Origin of the sequence: Leifsonia sp. P73, assembly GCF_051059105.1 — a bacterium.
Classification (GTDB): domain Bacteria; phylum Actinomycetota; class Actinomycetes; order Actinomycetales; family Microbacteriaceae; genus Leifsonia.
Genome location: NZ_CP194931.1, coordinates 925,040 through 937,758 on the forward strand (window position 1 = coordinate 925,040; position 12,719 = coordinate 937,758).

Below are 12,719 nucleotides of genomic sequence, written 5' to 3' on the forward strand. Positions count from 1 at the left end.
CTCTCAGGCCCGCGCCTCACCAGCGCCTTCGCCCGCGGCGACGGTGGGGAGGTGCTGCGGGCGCGGCTCGACCAGCCGGATGAACGCGCTGAGCTCGCCCACCCCGGCCGGCGTCGTGGGCAGGAACTCGGTCAGCTCCGGCGAGTGCACCAGGTACGCCGCCCACTTCGCCCGCGAGATCGCGACGTTGAGCCGGTTCTTCATGAGCAGGAAGGACATCCCGCGCGGCACGTCGGCGGCCGATGACGCAGCCAGGCTGACGATCGCGACGGCGGCCTCCTGGCCCTGGAACTTGTCGACCGTGCCGACCCGCACCTGCGGGAAGCCGGCGGCGTCGAGCAGCTCGCGCACCTCGGCGAGCTGCGCGTTGTACGGGGTCACGACGATGACGTCGTCCTGGCCCAGCGGCGCATCCTCCACGCCCGCGTCGGGGTCGCTCCAGGAGCGGCCGATCAGGTCGTCCACGATGCGGACCACAGCCGCGGCCTCCTGCGGCGAGGCCGTCGCGTTGCCGATGTGCTCGACCGGGACCGGATGCAGGCCGGGCTCGACGCCGCCGAGCTCCCGGTCGCGGGTGCTCGGGCAGGCGTGGAGGCGGCCCTCGTACGACAACCGGGACACCGACTCCGCCAGAGCGGGGTGCATCCGGCGGCTCTCGGCGAGGAAGTAGCCGAGCTCGGCCGGGAGCACGTCGTGGCCGGCGCTTACCCAGCCGAGGGCGGAGCCGTCCACCGGCTCGGGATGGCTGCCCTGGCTCACCTGCGGGAGCTGCTGCGGGTCGCCGAGCAGCAGCAGGTTGCGCGCCGCCACGCCGACCGCGATGGTCGACGCGAGCGAGAACTGCCCGGCCTCGTCGATCACGAGCAGGTCAAGGCTCCCCCGCGGGATGCGGGCGGCGTTGGCGAAGTCCCAGGCCGTGCCGCCGAGGACGTAGCCGCGCCCCTCGCGCTCGGCCGCGAACTCCAGGTGCCCGTTCCGGCGCAACGGCGTGAACCGGGCCGTCCCGGCTGTCCCGCTCGGCACCTTGCCGACCAGAAGGGGGTCGAGCCCGGTGTCCACGACGCGGTCGAGCAGGTTCTCGACCACCGCGTGCGACTGCGCGACCACCCCGATGCGCCAGCCGTGCGCGGCCACGAGGCGGGCGATCACGTGGGCTCCCAGGTAGGACTTGCCGGTCCCGGGAGGCCCCTGCACCGCCAGGTACGAGGAGTCGAGGTCGAGCAGGCTGGCGGTGACGGCCGCGATGCGCCCGCTCCCGTCCTCCGGCCCCTCGGGCGCCAGCGCACCGGACCGGGTGCGCGGCGGGGTGCGCCGCAGCAGGTCGACGGTGGCGTTCACCGGCCAGCGGTCGTGCTGGAGCGCCGCCAGCAGATCCGTGCCCCACTCGCGGACCGCTTCGGCGAGCGGGCGCGTGTTCGGCGGCGGCGCCGGGGTGAGCGCCATCGGGAGGTGCGGATACGCCTCCACGTCCTCCGGCAGCGTCTCGCGCACCAGCACCGAGCCGTCGTCGGCGACCGCGATCACGGCCGCGCTGCGCACCGTGCGCGCCCCGGGCTGCGCGCGCAGCAGCCGGAACGGGCCGGGGTACTCGTAGAGCAGCAACGGCCCGGAGTTCTCGCTCACCCGGATCGCGCTGCCCGCCCCCACTGGCCCGACAGCTGCAGCTCGCGCCGCTCGACGCGCTGGCCCTCGTCCAGATACCAGTCGCGGACCACCTGGACGGACTCCACCACCAGCACGTCGCGGGTGTCGGCCCACTCCTCCACCGGCTGGACGAGCCGGGAGAAGTGGCTCTGCCAGAAGCTCTTCTGCTCGCGCCGGTGGAAGTCGATCGCGGCGGCGCCGAGCGCCACCGCCTCCCGGTCGGGCGTGCGGTGCGGGTCCAGCGGGTCGCCGGCGAACCCGAGCAGGCCCGCGCGCAGCGGGGACTCCTCCGGCGCCGGCTCCGGCTCCTCCAGCGGTGCGGCGCCGATCGGGACGCCGGCCTCCGCGGCGCGGGCGAGCAGCCAGTCGCGGAGGCGGAGCGTCGACACGCAGTCGTAGCGGTTGTAGTCGCCGAGCGCGTCGAGCAGCGGCTGGGCCTCGTCGAAGCGGCCGAGCGCGATCAGGTCGCGCGCGTTCGCGTACTCGGTGATGGAGTCCGCGCCGTTCGTGACCTCGCTCTGCCGCAGCTCGGTGCCCATGTAGAGCGGCTCCAGCTTCTTGATCGAGTAGGACCGCGAGCCGACGCGCACCGACTTGCGCACGAGCGGGTACAGGTCGACCATCACGTTCTCGCGCAGCAGGCCGTCGACCTCCTCCTCGCCGACGCCGTGCCGGGCGGAGATCGACAGCAGGTGGGTCTGCTCGTAGGCCGCGTAGTGGTAGATGTGCATGCCGGGATACGCGGCGCGGCGCTCGCGGACGAACGCCAGGAAGCGCTCCAGCGCCACGCGCTCCTCGGCGAAGTCGTGCGCCCAGAACGCGGTGAACCGGGCGTCCTGGTCGACCATCCCGAACAGGTAGTCGAGGTTCCAGCGCTCGCCCGCGCCCTCCGTGTAGAGCGGGTCGCCCTCGAAGTCGAAGAAGATGTCGCCGGGGTCGGGCTCGGGGAGGACGGCGAGCACCGGGGCGTTGAAGACGCGCACCGGCGGCGGCGCCCCCTCCACGGCCTCCAGCTGCAGCCTGGCCTGCTCGCGCAGCCCGGAGAGCGTGCCGTCGGGGATGCCCTCGACCGGCCCCGTGGAGGCGGCGAGCGCGTCGATGGTCGTGATGCCCGCCGCGGCCAGGCGCTCGCGCTGGGTGACGCGCATGCCGGCGACCAGCAGGACGTCGCGGGCGGCGGTGACCTCCGCGTCGCAGGTGTCGCACCGTCCGCAGACCGTGAACCGCGGGTCGCCCCACTGGACAGGCCCGGGGTCGGCGACGTGCGCGGCGATGATGTCGAGCAGCCGCGCGCGGCGCTTGCGGTAGACCGGCTCGATGTCGGACAGCCGGTGCTCGCTGACCGAGCCGTCGCCCAGCAGCAGCTCGACCGTGCCGTCGACCTCCACGCCCGTGCGCCGGAGCTGCTCCGCGTAGGCCGCGAGCTGCAGCAGCGCGGTGACCCGGGCGCTGCGGGCGAGCTTGGAGTCCTGCACGCGGTAGCGGCCGTCCGGCAGCCGCACGATGAAGTCGGCGAAGCCGACGAACGACCCGTCGAAGAACGTGGCCTGGAAGACGACCTCGCTGCCGCGCGCGAACGCGTCCGCGGTGAGCCGCACTGCCTCCGCGAGGCTCTCGGCGGTCAGCGACTCGGGCCGCGCGATCTCCGCGACGCCGTCGCCGAACCGCTCGCGGTAGCGCTCCAGGATGTGGTGCTCCTGCTCGTCGCCCAGCCGCGACGAGCGCACGTACATCGGGTCCTCGACCTCTTCGGTCTTCTCCAGCCGGCCCAGCTTGACATCGAGCGTCCGCAGGAAGGCGAACTCGCATTTGGAGGCCTCGGTCAGATCGCTGGCACTGGTGACGATCACACCGTCGAGTAGGAACACACCGCTACGCTATCGGCCGCCGCCGACATCGCCGCCCGTGCCCGCACCTCAGCCCTTGGCCGCGGCCTTCATCGCGCGCTTGTGCTCGCGCACCTTGGTGAGCGACTCCGGGGAGACGATGTCGGCCACCGAGCGGTAGCCCTCCGCGCCGTAGTCGCCCGCGGCCTCCCGCCAGCCCGGCGCCTGGAGGCCCTTCTGCTTGCCGAGCAGCGCCAGGAAGATGCGCGCCTTCTGGTCGCCGAACCCGGGCAGCGCCTTCAGCCGCCGCAGGACCTCCGCGCCGCTCGGGTCGCCCTGCGTCCAGATCGCCGCGGTGTCGCCGCCCCAGTCCTCCACGATCGCGGCGGACAGCGACTGCAGCCGGCCGGCCATCGAGCCGGGGAAGCGGTGCACCGACGGCGGCTGCTTCATCACCGCGACCAGCTCGTCCGGGTCGAGCGCGGCGATCCCCGCCGGGTCGAGCGAGCCGAGGCGGTCGCGCAGCTTGGCGGGGCCGGTGAACGCGGTCTCCATCGCGATCTGCTGATCGAGCATCATCCCGACGAGCAAGGCGAACGGGGACTGGTCGAGGAGGGCGTCGGCTTCCGCGTCGCCGGTGATCGTGATGGGCATGGACTCATGCTCCCATCCGGCTCAGGCGACGAGCAACAGCACGCCCGCGACCGCCGACAGCAGCGCGAGCAGGAGGGCGAGGCCCAGCAGCACGGCGTGCACCCGGAGGAAGGCCGTCGCGCGGCCGGCGGCGTCCCTGGCGCGCTGATCGGAGCGGACCCGGGCGAAGAAGCGCGGCCAGGCGATCACGTTGAAGACGGCGTTGAGGAACAGGACGAGAGCGGCGAAGACGGTCATGGTCCCTCCAGCGTAGGCGGAACCGGCCGCCCGAACCGCTCCGCGATCAGCTCCAGCAGGGCGCGTGCAGCCGCTCCGGGGCGGGGATGCGCGAGCACGCTCAGCCGCCACTCCACGCCGGGCGTCAGCGGGCGCAGGACAACCCCCTCCACCCGGTTGACGGTGAGCTCGGGTAGGGCGCCGACGCCGAGCCCCGCCGCCACGAACCGCGGGATCTCGCCCAGGTCGGACACCTCGGTCGCGACCTCGCGGGCGAGCCCCTCCGCGGCGATCGCACGGTCGAGCACGACCCGGTTGCCGAAGCCCTCGCGCGCGTCCACCCAGCGCTCGGCGGCCAGCTCGGCGAGCGGGACGGCGGCGCGGCCCGCGAGCGGATGCCCCTCGGGGAGGACCGCCACGAACGGCACGTCGGCGAGCGGCAGCGCGATGGCGCCGGGCACCGGGTCGGGGAGGCCGTAGAAGGCGACGTCCAGCCGTCCCTGCCGCACGTCGTCCGCCAGCCCGGTGGAGCCGCTCGGCGACGGCCCGAGCCGGAGGTCGACGCCGGGGTGCCTGCGGCGGAACTCGCCCATGATCCCGGGGAGGTCGATGGAGGTCAGGTTGGTGAAGATCCCGACGCGCACCACCCCGCGCAGCGGCCCGTCGCCCGCGGCGAGGTCGCGCAGCCGCTCGATCGACTGGAGGCCGACGCGGGCCTCGGCGAGCGCGGCCTCCCCCGCACCGGTGAGCGCGACACCGTGCGCGTCGCGCTCGAACAGCCGCACGCCGAGCTCCCGTTCCAGTGCGGCGACCCCGGCCGAGACGGTCGACTGGGCGGCGAAGACGCGCGCCGCCGCGCGGGTGAAGTTGAGCTCCTCGGCGACGGCGACGAAGTACTCGAGCTGGCGGGTGTCCATGCCCACATCCTGCCGATCGTTCTGTTCGATCGCAAGGATCGATTGCTTTCGTTGGACACGATCGCACGGCGGGCGGAGGATGTGGGCATGTCGATGAAAGCCTCTGCCTCCCACCCGATCCCTGCGGCGACGCGGCCGGATGCGCGTCCCTGGCGCCTCCGCCACGGCGCGGGCTTCTGGATCGTCGCCGCGGCGTTCCTCGCGGTCATGGCGTTCTCGACCATCCCGACCCCGCTGTACGCGCTGTACCAGCAGCGGGACGACTTCCCGACCTGGGTCGTCACGGTGATCTTCGCCGCGTACGCGGTCGGCGTGATCGCGAGCCTGTTCCTGATCGGCCACCTGAGCGACTGGGCCGGCCGGCGCCGGATGGTGCTGGTCGCGATCGTGCTGGAGCTCGTGGCGACGGCGCTGTTCCTCGTCTGGAACGACGTGAGCGGCCTCATCGTCGCGCGCTTCATCTCCGGCGTCGGCGTCGGTGCGCTCACCGCGAGCGCGACGGCCCACCTCGGCGAGCTGCGCTCGGTCGCACGCCCGGAGGAGGGGCCGCGCCTGGCGAGCACGGTCTCCACGGTCGTCAACACCGGCGGGCTGGCGCTCGGGCCGCTGATCGGCGGGGTGTTCGCGCAGTTCCTGCCCGCGCCGCTGCTGCTGCCGTACGCCGTGTTCCTGGTCATCCTGGCTGTCGCGGCGCTGGCGGTCGCCCTGGTGCCGGAGACGGTGGAGCGTGCCGAGGAGCGTCCCGCCTACCGCCCGCAGCGCCTCTCGGTGCCCGCAGCCTCTCGCGGCGCGTTCTCGGCCGCCGCCGCCGCGGCGTTCGCGGGCTTCGCGGTCTTCGGGCTGTTCACGTCGCTCGCGCCGAGCGTGCTCGCCGGCACCTTCCACGTCGCGTCGCACTTCGTGGCCGGGGTGGTGCCGTTCTCGGTCTTCGCGGCGTCGGCGATCTCCCAGATCGTGTTCGCCCCGCTGCGGTCGCGCACGGCACTGATCGTGGCGACGGTGCTCGTCGCGGTCGGGCTCGCGGGGCTGGCGGTCGGCGTGCTGGGCGACTCGCTCCCGGTGTTCCTGATCGCGGGCGTGCTGGCCGGCGCCGGGGTCGGGTTGCTGTTCCGGGCGTCCATCCTGGTCGCCGGTTCGCTCGCGGCGCCCGAGCGTCGCGGGGAGGTGCTGGCGGCGATCTTCCTCGTCGCCTACATCGGGCTGGCGCTGCCGGTGCTCCTGCTCGGCGTGGCGCTCATCGTGTGGCCGCTCGTCCCGGTGCTCGTCGCCTTCGTCGCGATCATCGCCGTCCTCGCGGTCGTCGCCGCCCTCCGCATGCTCCCCACCGCCCCCTGACCCCGCCTCCGCCCCCCTCGCCGAGAAGGCGCAAAGTCGGGACCAAACCGCCGAGGAGGCAGAGAATTCGCCGTCTCGCCGGGTTGAGGGGTCAGGACGCGGCGGTGAGTTGCACGCGGAGCGAGTCGACCCGGGTCGCGATCGCGTCGTCGGCGGCCCAGCGCTGGGCCAGCCGGGACAGGATGGCGTTCAGCTCCTCCGCGGTCAGCCCGGCGGCGAGCGTGAGCCGCACCACCAGCTCGTCCCCGGCGAGGCGGTAGCCCGGGTCGCCTGCCGCCAGCTCCACGTCGAGCACGCCGAGCTCGGAGCCGATCGACGCCCGGAACGCCGCCAGCACGACAGGGTCGCGGTCGCTCGGCAGCCACGACTGCCCCTGCGCGAGCGCCCAGACCGCCGGGCGCCGCAGCACGAACTCGGTCTCGGAGGTGGGGTCGAGCACCAGCAGCTCGGTCTCCTCCGACGCGGCCGCGAGAGCCGCGCGCGGACCGGCCGCCGGCACCGGTCGCGCCGCCGGGTTCCACGCCTGCATCGCCGTCACCGACGAGAAGATGGGGAGCACGCGGCGTCCGTCCGGCGCCGCGACGGTGACGATCGACAGCTCCTGCGTCTTGTCGACCGCGAGCCCGGCGTCGCTCACACCCTCCTCTCCCAGCTCGGCGACGAGCGGGATGAGGACGCGCACCGCGCGCACGGCGTCCACCACGACCTCGGCGCCGACATCGCCCGCGCGGAACGCGGCGAGTGCGCCGAGCAGTTCGGGAGGCGCGGACCCGTCGTCATCGCCGAAGGGGTTGTCGTCGAACTCGCGCCCCTCCCACGGCCGGCCCGCGGAGTCACCGGCGGAGGCGGTGAACCCGGCGAGCGTCGCCGCGAACCCGGCCAGCCGGCCGGCGCCGCTGGAGGTGGGGCCGGGTGGAGTGGCGGAGGCGTCGCGCGCCTCCGCAGCGGCAGCCGAGCCCTCGCCCGGCTCCACGCCCTCGGTCGGTTCAGACGCCGGCGACATCCAACGCCTCCGCCAGGGTGAACGCCCCGGCGTAGAGCGCCTTGCCGACGATCGCGCCCTCCAGGCCCAGCGGGACCAGCTCGCGCAGCGCGGCGATGTCGTCGAGGCTGGAGATGCCGCCGGAGGCGACCACCGGGCGCTCGGTGCGCTCCATCACCTGGCGCAGCAGCTCGATGTTCGGGCCCTTGAGAGTGCCGTCCTTGGTCACGTCCGTCACGACGTAGCGGGCGCACCCGGCGTCCTCCAGCCGCGCCAGCACGTCCCACAGGTCGCCCCCGTCGCGCGTCCAGCCGCGCGCAGCCAGCGTCGTCCCGCGCACGTCCAGCCCGACCGCGATCGCCTCGCCGTAGCGCCCGATCACGTTCGCCGCCCACTCGGGGTTCTCCAGCGCCGCCGTGCCGAGGTTGACCCGGGTCGCGCCGATCGCCAGCGCGTGCTCCAGGGACGCGTCGTCGCGGATGCCGCCCGAGAGCTCGATGTTGACGCCCTTGGTCTGGTGGATGACCTTCTTCAGGAGGTCGCGGTTGTCGCCCCGGCCGAACGCGGCGTCCAGGTCGACAAGGTGGATCCACTCGGCACCGGCGTCCACCCATTCGGCGGCCGCGTCGACCGGGTCGCCGTAGCTGGTCTCGCTGCCGGCCTCGCCCTGCGTCAGCCGCACGGCCTTGCCGTCGGCGACGTCGACGGCGGGCAGCAGGACCAGCTTGGGCGTGTTCGTGAGTTCGCTCATGTCGTGTGTTTCCTCTGTCGGGGTCGTTCGGGTCCGCGTCGCGGACAGGGATCGTCGCTAGAGCGAGCCGATCCAGTTGCGCAGGAGTCTCAGCCCGGCCTCGCCGGATTTCTCCGGGTGGAACTGGGTCGCGCTGAGCGGACCGTTCTCCACCGCGGCAACGAAGCGCGAGCCGTGCTCGGCCCAGGTCACCCGCGGCTGCGCGAACGGCCCGGTCGCCTCCAGCGTCCAGTCCTGCGCGGCGTACGAGTGGACGAAGTAGAAGCGCTCGTCGCGGATGCCGTCGAACAGCACGGAGTCCTCCGGCGCCTCGACGGTGTTCCAGCCCATGTGGGGGACGACGTCCGCGCGGAGCAGGTCCACCGTGCCCGGCCACTCGCCCAGCCCCTCGGCTTCGGTGCCGTGCTCGACGCTGCGCTCGAACAGCACCTGCATGCCGACGCAGACGCCGATCACCGGCCGGCCGCCCGCGAGCCTGCGGTCGATGACCTCGTCCCCGTGCGAGCGGCGCAACGCGTCCGCGACCGCGGCGAACGCGCCCACGCCGGGGACGAACAGGCCGTCCGCCTCCTGCGCGCGCCGGCGGTTGCCGGTGAGCTCGACGTTCGCCCCCGCGGCCTCCAGCGCCTTGACCGCGGAGTGGACGTTGCCTGTCCCGTAGTCGAAGACCACGACGTCCGGTGCGCTCACAGCGCGCCCTTGGTCGACGGGATGCCGGACACCAGCGGGTCGAGCGCCTTCGCCTGCCGGAACGCGCGCGCGAACGCCTTGAACTCGGCCTCCGCGATGTGGTGCGGGTCTCGGCCGCCGACCACCGTGACGTGCACGGTCAGCCCGGCGTTGAACGCGATCGCCTCGAAGACGTGCCGCACCATCGACCCGGTGAAGTGCCCGCCGATCAGGTGGAACTCGAACCCGGCCGGCTCGCCGCCGTGCACGAGGTAGGGACGTCCGGAGATGTCGACCACCGCCTGCACGAGCGCCTCGTCGAGCGGGACGAGCGCGTCGCCGTAACGGGAGATGCCGTCCTTGTCGCCGAGCGCCTTCTTGATCGCCTGGCCGAGAACGATCGCGACGTCCTCCACGGTGTGGTGCACGTCGATGTCGGTGTCGCCGCTCGCCCGCACCGTCAGGTCGGTGAGCGAGTGCTTGGCGAACGCGGTCAGCAGGTGGTCGTAGAACGGGACCGACGTGTGGATGTCGGACGCCCCGGTGCCGTCGAGGTCGAGGCTGAGCTCGATGCTCGACTCGCTGGTCGCGCGCTGAAGCTGGGCGGTCCGATTCGTCATGACTGCGAGCTTACCGACTGGGCGGAGGCTGCCACGGCTCCGGAGGGGCGGCCGAGCGCGCGCAGCGCCTCCAGGAACGCGGTCGTCTCGGTCTCGGTGCCGGCGGTGACCCGCAGGTGGTTCGGGATGCCGACGTCGCGGATGAGCACCCCGCGCTCCAGCAGCGCCTCGAACACCGCCTGCGGGTCGTCCACGCCGCCGAACAGCACGAAGTTGCTGCCGCTGCGGTGCGGGAGGTAGCCGAGCCCGGCCAGCTCCACCACGAGCCGGTCACGCTGCGCGCGGATCTCGCCCACCATCGCGAGCATCTCGTCCGAGTGCGCGAGCGCCCCGAGGGCGGCGGCCTGCGTGATCGCGGAGAGGTGGTACGGGAGCCGCACCAGCCGAAGCGCGTCGACCACAGCGGGGTCGGCGGCCAGGTAGCCGACGCGCGCCCCCGCGAACGCGAACGCCTTGCTCATCGTGCGGGAGACGAGCAGCCGCTCGCGTCCCGGAAGCAATGTGAGCGCTGACGGCTCGCCCTCCGGCATGAACTCGGCGTACGCCTCGTCCACGATCACGATGCCGCGCGCCGCAGCGTAGACAGCCTCGATCGTGTCGAGCGAGAGAGGTGTCCCGGTCGGGTTGTTCGGCGAGCAGAGGATGACGATGTCCGGATCGTGCTCCCGCACGGCCGCCGCCGCGGTCTCCGCCGACAGCTCGAAGTCGGCGTCGCGCCCGGCCGCGATCCAGCTCGTCCCGGTGCCGGACGCCAGCAGCGGATACATGGAGTAGGTGGGTGCGAACCCGAGGAGGCTGCGCCCCGGGCCGCCGAACGCCTGAAGGATGTGCTGCAGCACTTCGTTGGACCCGTTGGCGGCCCAGACCTGCGCTGCCGTCAGCCCGTGCCCGAGGTAGCGAGCGAACGCCTCCCGCAACTCGGTGAATTCGCGATCCGGGTAGCGGTTCACCCCCGTCACGGCGACCGCGACCCGCGCGACGATGTCCGCGGCGACGTCCTCCGGAACCGGATGCGTGTTCTCGTTCACGTTCAACGCGACGGGCACGACCTTCTGCGGCGCCCCGTACGGGGTGCGACCGCGCAGGTCATCACGGATCGGAAGATCGGAGAGAGAGGTCACCCCTCAATGCTAACCAGCCACACTGAACGCTCCCGCCGTGTGACGCCCCGCTGCACCCCCGCCGAGCGCCTCCCGTAAAAAGGAAAACGCGCCCAAATCTCCTGCCGAACCCCCAACCACAGGAGATTCAGCAGCGTGTCGCGCGATTTCTCCTTCATGCGGTGGGCCAGGTGGCGGCGACGCTGCCCCTTACTTCCCGTCGTACTGCGTCGGAATCGCCAGCTGCTGCCCCGGCGTCACCACCGCCGACGACAGCCCATTCAGGTTCACTAGATCCGCGATCACATCGCGCGGGTCGGCGTTCGGCGCGATCCGCGACGCCACCGACCACAGCGAGTCCCCCGACTGCACCGTCACGTAGTGGAAGGTCACGTGCGCCTGCTCCCCCGTAGCCGCCGCACCTCCGCCGTTGAGCGCGAACACCATCGCCCCGATCACGATCGGCAGCGCCACGAGCATGGTCAGCACGGCACGCCCACGGCGCGTGAGCCGCAGCCGAACACGTCCGGCCGCCTGCGCGTCACTCGCCCCAACGCTGTTCATCCCAACGTTGTGCATAACCACTGCGCTCATGTCGTGACCTCCAAAGGCTCCGGTCGAAGCTCTGTTCCGAATATATCTTCGAATGTTCGAGACCGCAATCCTCGTCCGGCCGAAAAAACTGGCATGTATTTCGAGACACACTCGAACACATGTTTGTCGGGCAGCCGTACTGTGGATACAGTTTCGATTGTCTGGACGTAAGACAACCAGGCACCACCGACATTCGGTTCCTCCGGGTGACGGCGACGGTCACGAAGGGACGAGCGTGTCGAACGAGAACCAGGCTCCGCGCACGCGGCGCCGCAAGAACCTCAGCGAGAAGCAGCTCGCCATCCTCGACGTGATCCAGCGTTCCGTGAGCACGCGGGGCTACCCGCCGAGCATGCGCGAGATCGGCGACGCCGTCGGTCTGTCCAGCCTCTCGTCCGTCACCCACCAGCTCAACCAGCTGGAGCTGAGCGGCTACCTGCGCCGCGACCCGAACCGGCCGCGCGCGCTGGAGATCCTCATCGACGTCCCGTCGAGCACCCCCGACTTCGAGAGCCAGACCCCGGTCGGCGACGCCGCGATGGTCCCGCTCGTCGGCCGCATCGCCGCGGGCGTCCCGATCACGGCCGAGCAGCAGGTGGAGGAGGTCTTCCCGCTCCCCCGCCAGCTCGTGGGCAACGGCGAGCTCTTCATGCTCAAGGTGGTCGGCGAGTCCATGATCGACGCGGCCATCTGCGACGGCGACTGGGTGGTCGTCCGCGCGCAGAACACCGCGGAGAACGGCGACATCGTGGCGGCCATGCTCGACGAGGAGGCCACGGTCAAGGTGTTCCGCCAGCGCGACGGCCACACCTGGCTGCTCCCCCGCAACTCGAACTTCGAGCCGATCCTGGGCGACTACTCGACCATCCTCGGCAAGGTCGTCGCCGTCCTCCGCGCCGTCTGACCCACCCCCGATTCGTGCCGAATGTCGCAATAATGGCGGCCAGAGTCGACATTCGGCACGAATCGCGGCGCGGTCAGGCCCAGCCGAGCTCCTGGAGGCGGGCGTCGTCCAGCCCGAAGTAGTGCCCGATCTCGTGGACGAGCGTGACACGCACCCGCTCGCGAAGCTGCTCGACGGTCTCGCAGCTCGCCTCGAGGTTGTTGCGGAACAGCGTGATCCGGTCCGGCAGCTCGCCGAACCCGTAGACCCCGCGCCGCGTGAGCGGATGCCCGGTGTACAGCCCGTACAGCCGCGGCCGCGCGCCCGGCGGCTGGTCCTGGATGATGATCGCCACGTTCTCCAGCGGCCGCACCATGTCGTCCGGCAGGCCGTCGAAGACGTCGTCCACCAGCCGCTCGAACTCGTCGTCCGGAATGCGCATGCGCTCATCTTCCCCGAACCGGCGGAGGCCGCGCTCCCCGTCCGCGCACAGCGGAACGGGACAGCGCGGCCTCGCCGCCAGGAGCG

At 72.4% G+C, this 12,719-nt stretch carries 12 protein-coding genes and 1 pseudogene; 2 read left to right on the plus strand and 11 right to left on the minus strand.

Features of this window, described 5'->3' with window-relative positions; all coding sequences use genetic code 11:
• Window positions 1-3: 3 nt before the first annotated feature.
• The 4 genes and pseudogenes from ACQ86L_RS04705 to ACQ86L_RS04720 all read right to left on the minus strand — a co-directional run bounded on the left by ACQ86L_RS04705 (window position 4) and on the right by ACQ86L_RS04720 (window position 5,257).
• Window positions 4-3,512, minus strand: a pseudogene (locus tag ACQ86L_RS04705) (TM0106 family RecB-like putative nuclease).
• Window positions 3,513-3,560: 48 nt separating this feature from the next.
• Window positions 3,561-4,124: an HhH-GPD-type base excision DNA repair protein gene (locus tag ACQ86L_RS04710; RefSeq protein WP_434317881.1), complete on the minus strand. Its 564-nt coding sequence runs from the start codon at window positions 4,122-4,124 to the stop codon at window positions 3,561-3,563.
• Between the two features lie 21 nt (window positions 4,125-4,145).
• Complete coding sequence (locus tag ACQ86L_RS04715) at window positions 4,146-4,361, minus strand: SCO4848 family membrane protein (RefSeq protein ID WP_434317882.1); 216 nt, start codon at window positions 4,359-4,361, stop codon at window positions 4,146-4,148.
• The gene (locus ACQ86L_RS04720; RefSeq protein WP_434317883.1) at window positions 4,358-5,257 is read right to left on the minus strand and encodes a LysR family transcriptional regulator; all 900 of its coding nucleotides are present in this window, start codon (window positions 5,255-5,257) and stop codon (window positions 4,358-4,360) included. Before ACQ86L_RS04720 ends, ACQ86L_RS04715 begins: the two co-directional genes overlap by 4 nt.
• A gap of 87 nt (window positions 5,258-5,344) precedes the next feature.
• On the opposite strand from ACQ86L_RS04720, the gene ACQ86L_RS04725 reads away from it, so the two are divergent.
• Window positions 5,345-6,592: an MFS transporter gene (locus ACQ86L_RS04725; protein ID WP_434317884.1), complete on the plus strand. Its 1,248-nt coding sequence runs from the start codon at window positions 5,345-5,347 to the stop codon at window positions 6,590-6,592.
• Window positions 6,593-6,683: 91 nt separating this feature from the next.
• On the opposite strand, the gene ACQ86L_RS04730 is transcribed toward ACQ86L_RS04725, so the two are convergent.
• The 6 genes from ACQ86L_RS04730 to ACQ86L_RS04755 all read right to left on the minus strand — a co-directional run bounded on the left by ACQ86L_RS04730 (window position 6,684) and on the right by ACQ86L_RS04755 (window position 11,278).
• Window positions 6,684-7,595, minus strand: a complete 912-nt coding sequence (locus ACQ86L_RS04730; protein WP_434317885.1) for an SseB family protein — start codon at window positions 7,593-7,595, stop codon at window positions 6,684-6,686.
• Window positions 7,579-8,325 (minus strand): bifunctional 1-(5-phosphoribosyl)-5-((5-phosphoribosylamino)methylideneamino)imidazole-4-carboxamide isomerase/phosphoribosylanthranilate isomerase PriA, encoded by a 747-nt coding sequence (gene priA / locus ACQ86L_RS04735; RefSeq protein ID WP_345834634.1) that lies wholly within the window; start codon window positions 8,323-8,325, stop codon window positions 7,579-7,581. Before priA ends, ACQ86L_RS04730 begins: the two co-directional genes overlap by 17 nt.
• Window positions 8,326-8,382: 57 nt before the next feature.
• On the minus strand, window positions 8,383-9,015 hold the full coding sequence (hisH, locus tag ACQ86L_RS04740) for an imidazole glycerol phosphate synthase subunit HisH (protein ID WP_434317886.1): 633 nt from the start codon (window positions 9,013-9,015) through the stop codon (window positions 8,383-8,385).
• Window positions 9,012-9,614, minus strand: a complete 603-nt coding sequence (hisB, locus tag ACQ86L_RS04745; RefSeq protein ID WP_434317887.1) for an imidazoleglycerol-phosphate dehydratase HisB — start codon at window positions 9,612-9,614, stop codon at window positions 9,012-9,014. Before hisB ends, hisH begins: the two co-directional genes overlap by 4 nt.
• Window positions 9,611-10,735, minus strand: a complete 1,125-nt coding sequence (locus ACQ86L_RS04750; RefSeq protein ID WP_434317888.1) for a histidinol-phosphate transaminase — start codon at window positions 10,733-10,735, stop codon at window positions 9,611-9,613. The genes hisB and ACQ86L_RS04750 overlap by 4 nt, the downstream gene beginning before the upstream one ends.
• A gap of 189 nt (window positions 10,736-10,924) precedes the next feature.
• On the minus strand, window positions 10,925-11,278 hold the full coding sequence (locus ACQ86L_RS04755; protein ID WP_434317889.1) for a LysM peptidoglycan-binding domain-containing protein: 354 nt from the start codon (window positions 11,276-11,278) through the stop codon (window positions 10,925-10,927).
• 265 nt (window positions 11,279-11,543) lie between these two features.
• Here ACQ86L_RS04755 and lexA point away from each other — a divergent pair, with 265 nt between their 5' ends.
• Complete coding sequence (lexA, locus tag ACQ86L_RS04760) at window positions 11,544-12,212, plus strand: transcriptional repressor LexA (RefSeq protein ID WP_434317890.1); 669 nt, start codon at window positions 11,544-11,546, stop codon at window positions 12,210-12,212.
• Window positions 12,213-12,285: 73 nt separating this feature from the next.
• Here the strand turns inward: lexA and ACQ86L_RS04765 are convergent, their stop codons facing one another.
• Window positions 12,286-12,633 (minus strand): metallopeptidase family protein, encoded by a 348-nt coding sequence (locus ACQ86L_RS04765; protein WP_434317891.1) that lies wholly within the window; start codon window positions 12,631-12,633, stop codon window positions 12,286-12,288.
• Between the last annotated feature and the right edge of the window lie 86 nt (window positions 12,634-12,719).

Excerpts from the sequence above, each read along its gene's own strand:
- ACQ86L_RS04715 (WP_434317882.1), bottom strand. The coding sequence starts at position 4,361 with ATGACCGTCTTCGCCGCTCTCGTCCTGTTCCTCAACGCCGTCTTCAAC.
- ACQ86L_RS04755 (WP_434317889.1), bottom strand. The coding sequence starts at position 11,278 with ATGAACAGCGTTGGGGCGAGTGACGCGCAGGCGGCCGGACGTGTTCGG.
- ACQ86L_RS04765 (WP_434317891.1), bottom strand. The coding sequence starts at position 12,633 with ATGCGCATTCCGGACGACGAGTTCGAGCGGCTGGTGGACGACGTCTTC.
- ACQ86L_RS04725 (WP_434317884.1), top strand. The coding sequence starts at position 5,345 with ATGTCGATGAAAGCCTCTGCCTCCCACCCGATCCCTGCGGCGACGCGG.
- hisB (WP_434317887.1), bottom strand. The coding sequence starts at position 9,614 with ATGACGAATCGGACCGCCCAGCTTCAGCGCGCGACCAGCGAGTCGAGC.
- ACQ86L_RS04720 (WP_434317883.1), bottom strand. The coding sequence starts at position 5,257 with ATGGACACCCGCCAGCTCGAGTACTTCGTCGCCGTCGCCGAGGAGCTC.
- ACQ86L_RS04710 (WP_434317881.1), bottom strand. The coding sequence starts at position 4,124 with ATGCCCATCACGATCACCGGCGACGCGGAAGCCGACGCCCTCCTCGAC.
- priA (WP_345834634.1), bottom strand. The coding sequence starts at position 8,325 with ATGAGCGAACTCACGAACACGCCCAAGCTGGTCCTGCTGCCCGCCGTC.
- ACQ86L_RS04730 (WP_434317885.1), bottom strand. The coding sequence starts at position 7,595 with ATGTCGCCGGCGTCTGAACCGACCGAGGGCGTGGAGCCGGGCGAGGGC.